Annotated in this window: 9 protein-coding genes; 3 read left to right on the top strand and 6 right to left on the bottom strand. The window is 71.4% G+C overall.

The features are described from left to right. Nucleotides 1-587: 587 nt before the first annotated feature. Nucleotides 588-836, top strand: a complete 249-nt coding sequence (locus tag WD250_08395) for a hypothetical protein (protein ID MEX2620225.1) — start codon at nt 588-590, stop codon at nt 834-836. A 250-nt stretch (nt 837-1,086) separates the two neighbouring features. After that, nucleotides 1,087-1,242: a hypothetical protein gene (locus WD250_08390; GenBank protein MEX2620224.1), complete on the top strand. Its 156-nt coding sequence runs from the start codon at nt 1,087-1,089 to the stop codon at nt 1,240-1,242. Between the two features lie 174 nt (nt 1,243-1,416). Here WD250_08390 and WD250_08385 read toward each other — a convergent pair whose 3' ends face one another. The 4 genes from WD250_08385 to WD250_08370 all read right to left on the bottom strand — a co-directional run bounded on the left by WD250_08385 (nt 1,417) and on the right by WD250_08370 (nt 4,118). Further along, a complete protein-coding gene (locus tag WD250_08385; protein ID MEX2620223.1) occupies nt 1,417-1,860 on the bottom strand; it encodes a HepT-like ribonuclease domain-containing protein in 444 nt (147 codons plus the stop codon). Next, nucleotides 1,857-2,270 (bottom strand): nucleotidyltransferase domain-containing protein, encoded by a 414-nt coding sequence (locus WD250_08380; GenBank protein ID MEX2620222.1) that lies wholly within the window; start codon nt 2,268-2,270, stop codon nt 1,857-1,859. The genes WD250_08385 and WD250_08380 overlap by 4 nt, the downstream gene beginning before the upstream one ends. Before the next feature lie 362 nt (nt 2,271-2,632). Then, nucleotides 2,633-3,394, bottom strand: a complete 762-nt coding sequence (locus WD250_08375; protein ID MEX2620221.1) for a nucleotidyl transferase AbiEii/AbiGii toxin family protein — start codon at nt 3,392-3,394, stop codon at nt 2,633-2,635. After that, nucleotides 3,387-4,118: a helix-turn-helix domain-containing protein gene (locus WD250_08370; protein ID MEX2620220.1), complete on the bottom strand. Its 732-nt coding sequence runs from the start codon at nt 4,116-4,118 to the stop codon at nt 3,387-3,389. Before WD250_08370 ends, WD250_08375 begins: the two co-directional genes overlap by 8 nt. A gap of 133 nt (nt 4,119-4,251) precedes the next feature. On the opposite strand from WD250_08370, the gene WD250_08365 reads away from it, so the two are divergent. Further along, complete coding sequence (locus WD250_08365; protein MEX2620219.1) at nt 4,252-4,467, top strand: CopG family transcriptional regulator; 216 nt, start codon at nt 4,252-4,254, stop codon at nt 4,465-4,467. A 101-nt stretch (nt 4,468-4,568) separates the two neighbouring features. On the opposite strand, the gene WD250_08360 is transcribed toward WD250_08365, so the two are convergent. After that, the gene (locus WD250_08360; protein ID MEX2620218.1) at nt 4,569-4,886 is read right to left on the bottom strand and encodes a type II toxin-antitoxin system PemK/MazF family toxin; all 318 of its coding nucleotides are present in this window, start codon (nt 4,884-4,886) and stop codon (nt 4,569-4,571) included. After that, nucleotides 4,883-5,131: a ribbon-helix-helix domain-containing protein gene (locus WD250_08355; protein MEX2620217.1), complete on the bottom strand. Its 249-nt coding sequence runs from the start codon at nt 5,129-5,131 to the stop codon at nt 4,883-4,885. Before WD250_08355 ends, WD250_08360 begins: the two co-directional genes overlap by 4 nt. Nucleotides 5,132-5,839: the final 708 nt, after the last annotated feature.

The raw sequence follows: 5,839 nt of genomic DNA, 5'->3' as shown, positions 1-5,839 counted from the left end.
ACCCCGCCGGCGGCTACCACACCGGCCCGCCCCACACCCGACCGCCCGACGCCCGGCCCGTCGACGGCGGCGCGCCCGGCGGCGGAGGGCCGACACCCCGCCCGCCCGGGGGTCCACCCGCGGGCGGCACGCCCCGCGGCGGGGCGCCTGATCCCCGACAGTCCGGGCGGCAACCCGGGAGCCCGCCCGACGGTAGCGGACCCGGCCCCCGACCGCCCCGGGTGCGACCGCCGCAGCATCACATGCCCGACCCCCGACCGTCGACGGCGCGCACCACACGTCCGGCTGGCCCGAACGCCGAGCCCTGCCTGTGGGAAACCGACCCGCCGCCCGATGAGCCCCCGCCCCACCGACGAATCCCCTGACCCGCCACCCCGGCCTCGCCGGGGTCACACCCCTGTCCGGGCGCAGGTGGAGCGCGGGGCGCCGCGGGCGATCACCGGCCCTCGCCAACGGGGGCGGTCTGCGCACCCGCTTGGGCGCGCCGTCATCGCCGAGCCTCGGGGCCCGCCGTCGTCGCGAAGTAGGCGCCCACCTGGTCGCAATGCTGCGACACGCATCAATGCTGCTGACCAGGAGGCTGCGCCGTGTCTGCCATCACCATTCGCAACCTCGATCCTGCGCTGAAGCGGCAGCTGCGTATCCGTGCTGCCGCCTGCGGCCACTCCATGGAGGAGGAAGCGCGCAACATCCTGCGTGCCGAGCTCGCCGTCCACGACAACGAGCCGACCGACCTGTACCAGCGAATCCGCCGACACATCGATCCGCTCGGCGGCATCGACCTGGCCCTGCCTGACCGCGAACCTCCGCGGGAGCCCCCTGCCCTCGCGCGATGATCGTCCTTGACACCACCGTCGTCTCCGAAGCGCTGCGCCTACAGCCGCATCGATCGGTGGCAACCTGGCTCGCGTCTGGACCGGCCTCTTCGCTGTTCGCCACCACGATCACCCAGGCCGAGCTGCTGGACGGGCTGCACCTGCTGCCGCACGGCCAGCGCCGACGCGACTTGACCGGTATCAGGAGCTGGCCCGCTGGAACGTCGACTTCACGCGCAGGGCCGCCCACGACGCCATCGCCGATGTCGATGTGCTCGGACTCGTCCGGGAGTCCTGCCCCGCAACGGAAGTCATCGAGCCGACCCTGTCCGACTTCCAGCAAGCCCATCGCCGCGCCTGCTTCCATCTGCCGCCGCAGCCGCCCGACGCCAAGAGCGATGAGATGCGAGACCTCATCATCTGGTGACCGCTGTCCGGGTCGGGGAGCACGACGGCGAGGCGCTGCTGGTCAGCCGGGATGTCGTCCACACGCGCCCTGGGGGCACCACTGCCGCCGGACCTGGCACGGTTGGCGGTGCCCTGACCGCGGCGAGGTCGCACCCGGCCGAGCAGACGCCACGGGACCGCCCACCCCCGTCGCTCACTCCCGCCGCAAGGTGCGCAGGAAGGCGGCGGCCTCGCGGACGTAGTCGCCGAAGTCGCGGGTGGCGTCGCCGACCGCAGCGGCCACCCGCTCCAGGTCCACGCGGACGTACTCGTGGGTGAGCACGTTGCGCAGCCCGGCCGCGGGTGCCAGCCGCTCGGCGAGCTCCTCGCTGATCAGCCCGTGCTGCGCGGCGTCATGGAACGACGAGCGGTAGTCCGCCGACGGCAGTGCACCAGCCCCGGACACGATGTGGGCGTTGACGCTCGTCGCGTGGTCGACCAACTGGGCGAGCGCCCGCTCGACTGCCAGGCGCACCTCGATGTCGGCCCGCAGGTCGGCGGGCGTCACGTCCTCCCGCGTTCGCAGGTAGCCGAGCAGAGCATGCATCTCTTCGAGGCGCCGCTGCACGACCTCGGCGTTGACGGGCCGGGCGTTCATCGCGCCAACACCTCGAGGCGCAGCTCCCGCAGCCACCTCGTGTCGGCCATGCGCAGCACTGCGGCGATCTCGAGCTCATCGAAGGTGTCGCTGTCGCGCTGGTACAGCAGCTCGGTCCCCGCCAGCGCCTCATAGCGCACGACGACATCGGCCCTGGCGAGATCCAGCACGTCGATGTCGTCGCTGGCAAGCCACGCCATCATCCGGGAGACGACCTCCACGAGGTCGCGGTCAGCCTCGAGGAGCACCGCGAGGTCGAGGTCCCCCGGTTCGGTGACGCGCTCGTCCACGGCACTGCCGAACGCGACGAGCAGCACGATGCCGAGGTCCCGGCAGGCCTCCTCGAGGGTGGCGGCCTCGCGCCGTCGGCGCAGCTCGTCGAGGACGGTTCGCGGCCCGTGATCTCCCATGTGCGCATGGTACGTCCCGTCCGTGGCCTGCGGCCCTGATGGCACCCCGGCCTAAGGCGCGCGGGGCCAGCGCTGAGACGGTCACCCGGCACAACCGGCGGTGCACCGAAGCACCCAAGGGCACGACGCGGCCGAGCAGCACCGTCCCGGGCGCGAGACTGGAGGGGCCACCGCGCCGACTTCATCGGGTGTCGTCGATGGGGCCGTCCATGGCCAGGCGCCGAGACCGACGAGGACGCCGCTGTCACTGTCGACAAGCTGGAGCACGGGACGAAGGCCGGCACGCTGGTTACTTTGCGGTGCTGGACAGCTCCATACGCGGAGGCGGTCGGGTTCGATGACGACCATCACGTCGTGGGCTGCTACCTCGGTTGGGGACGGGTCATCAGTCGGAGGGCGGCTTGCGCGTCAGCAGGTTCAGCGAGCGACTTCCAGGCGTGATGCTCTGGTTGCAGTTCTGCTCGCAGGCGTTGGAGATCCTTGTGGTCGCTGCCGGCAAGCTCGCTTGCGGCGCGTCGAGGGTCGCCGACGAGCGAGAGCAGGAACACCACGTCGGTGAGGTGCCTCTCGGCTGGGCGCGTGGAGTGGTCGTTTCTGTAGGCGCGGTACTTTCCGACGATCGTGACGGGTACGGCGGGGCGTTGGATGATGCCTTGCATGTCTCGGTAGGTCACGCGCACCGGTTGGGCGCTGCGCGCGAGCCGGGAGCCGGCCACGGCCTGGATGGTGCGGGCTGGTGGGACCGTGGACAGGTTCGCGCGCTGCCCGACGTGGTCGGGGGCGAGCAGGTCGACAGTGACACCGTCGGCTCGGCGGAACCGATGTGCGACGCCGTCGGGGTCGGGCGTGTCGAGCTCCAGCCCTTGGGTGATGAGCCACTTGGCCACCACGGGCAGACCATCGGGGCTGGTGCGCACGTCGACGAGCACGTCCACGTCGTCGGTGATCCTCGGGGGTACAACGGCGTGCTCACGGGCGTGGAGTTCGACGAGCAGGCCGCCGATCAGCACCCAGCGGGGCGCGGACGGTTCGCCGGCCAGCGCCAGTAGCAGCCGCCATGCCCCATCCAGCGCCCCCTGCGCGGCAGGGACCACGATCGACGCGACCGCTGGATGGTCAGCCATCGGCCATCTCGCCAGCACGAGAGGCCAGCAGTTCGGCGGCTTCGCGGCTGCGCGCGTCGCCGTGCTCGGCCAAGTCCAGAGCCACGGCGAGTGCCGGGGCGACCCGGCGGTGCTCCAGCCGCCAGGCGGGATCGGGAACGGCCCGCACGATGGCGTTGACCTGCCCGCCTCGAGCGGGCGACAGCGCGAGCTCATCGATGAGCAGGTGCGCCCGCGACTCGGGCACGTACACGTCGGCGTGCTCGCCGAGGCGCACCCCTAGGCCCACACCGAGGGCCTCAGCGGCTGACAGGCCGCTGGCCAGCCCGGCACTCAACACCTCGTCGACCACCGAAGGGTGAACCCGGCAGCGCAATACCCGCGCCCGGCTCGCCGCCAACGCCGCGAGCTCGCCCAGCCCCAGCGGCACGCTGGCGCGTTGACGCACCCGATGCCGCGACACCCGTGACAGACCTTCAAGGGCGTACGGATCCCCGTCGCGATACAAAAGGTACGCCCAAGCCAGAACAGGCGACCACGGCGGCCCGTCACGACGGCGGACGCGAGCGACCCGGTCGATGAACTCAGGATCGACCAGCCACCGGCCCCCGACCTTGTGAGCCTCGACCTGGCCGGCAGTGATCATCGCACGCACGCGACGCTGGGACACGCCGAGACGCTCGGCGGCTTCACGCAACCCCACGCCGCCCAACCATGCCCCGTCCTCCATCCCGTGCTGTTTCACGTCTATACCGTAACCAGAATAGACATGAAACGCAATCGTGGAACACGCAGGGGCAGTGCGCTCGGCGTGCACCAGGGCGGAGCGCCACCGGTGGTACCATATGTTGCGGCGGACGAGCGCGAAGGATCACGGCGTGGACAAGACGACGGTCTACCTGCCGGATGAACTGAAGAACGCGGTCAAGCGTGCGGCGCGCCAGCGCGGCGTGTCCGAGGCTGAGGTCATCCGCGACTCGTTGCGATCGGCCGTGGGAGGCCCGCGCCCACGTCCGTGCGGAGGGCTGTTCGCCAGTGGTGCGCCGATCGCCCGCGATGCCGATGGCCATCTCGCCGGGTTCGGCGAACGATGATCGTCGACACCAGCGCGTTGCTGGCGTTCTTCGACACCGACGAGCCTGACCACGAGGCGGTGACCGACACCATTTCCTCGCGCCCGGGCTGCCACGACCGATCAGGCGCAGTCGGCGAGCGCGTCCAGCGCACGGCAGATCTCGCTGCGTCGCACGGCGTCGAGCGCCCCGATCCGGCTGGTGAGGAAGGACCGCCGGATGGGCTGGAGGTTGTCGAACGAGGCGACGCAGTCTTCGGACAGCCCCTCCGCCTCGCCGAGTCCCACCTCCGTTGGGATGCTGCGCACCGTCCGGGTCACGGGGGCAGCGAGGATCCACGTGAGGACCGCGATGGCCTGATCTCGGGTGACCACCAGCACCGGTCGTCGCTTGTCCTCGGCCTCGGCCCACCAGACCTCGCCTTGGCGGGGCTCGGTCACCAGGGCTCCTCAGCGATCATCGAAACCGTCGCCTCGTCGGCCCAGCCAACCTCGCCAGCCGTCTGCGGCTGGCGCTCGTAGCCCGCCGCGATGGCCTCACCGACCTGCCGCCGGCGATGGTGCTCGATGAGCCCCCGCAACCCCACCCGGACCGCCTCGGAGCGAGAGCCCACCACCCCCGCGGCAACGAGCTCATCGACGGCCCGTGCGGTCGCTTCGTCGATGCGGGTCACCAACTGTGGCATACGCTCCAGTATAACGAATTGCATTGCACGGCGCCCCGCACAGGACATGCGTCCAGGACCGCGCTGGGTGCACGGCTATCCGGCCGAGCAGCCCCTCGGCGTCTGAGCCGACGAGCCGGTCGAGCGGTAGCGCGCGACCGTCGCCCGGTTGATCTCAAGGCGATCCGCGGTGGGGCGGTCCTTGTGGGCACGATCGACCCCGTCGCCGCGGCGTACAACCGCAGCATCCTGCGCAGCTCCTCGGTGTTGCGCACCCCGGCGAGTGCCGCCCCGTCGGCGATGACCGCCGCGGAGACCCAGTCGGTCAGCAGCCTGCGCGACGCCCCGTCCCGGTCTTGTTGCGCGACGACGAGCGGGAATCCCCCGGTCACGGCTTCCCGCAGGATCACCCCGCGGTCAAGGCGGTCCGCCGGCCGCCACCCCCGCAGCGACCGCGGCCCCTCGGCGAGGAGGCGTGCCAGAAACGTCGGCGGTGCCAGATCGTTGCGCTCGTCCAGCGTGAGCGTTGCCATGGCGACATCGGTCAGCCGTCCACCCAGGGACTTCGCAGTCAGCGTTGCTGGCGCGCTTGTACCGGTGGGGATGTGGGCGGGCCCGTCAGGCGCCCCATGACCCGGGAGGTTTGCGTCCGGTGTGCGCTCAGACCCGAACGGTCGTGACCGGTCGGCCACCGGCGACGCGCCCGACATCGTCGGGATCGCTCGTCAG

The sequence above is a fragment of the Egibacteraceae bacterium genome, assembly GCA_040905805.1.
GTDB lineage: Bacteria > Actinomycetota > Nitriliruptoria > Euzebyales > Egibacteraceae > DATLGH01.
This window is presented reverse-complemented; position numbering and strand designations above follow the sequence as displayed.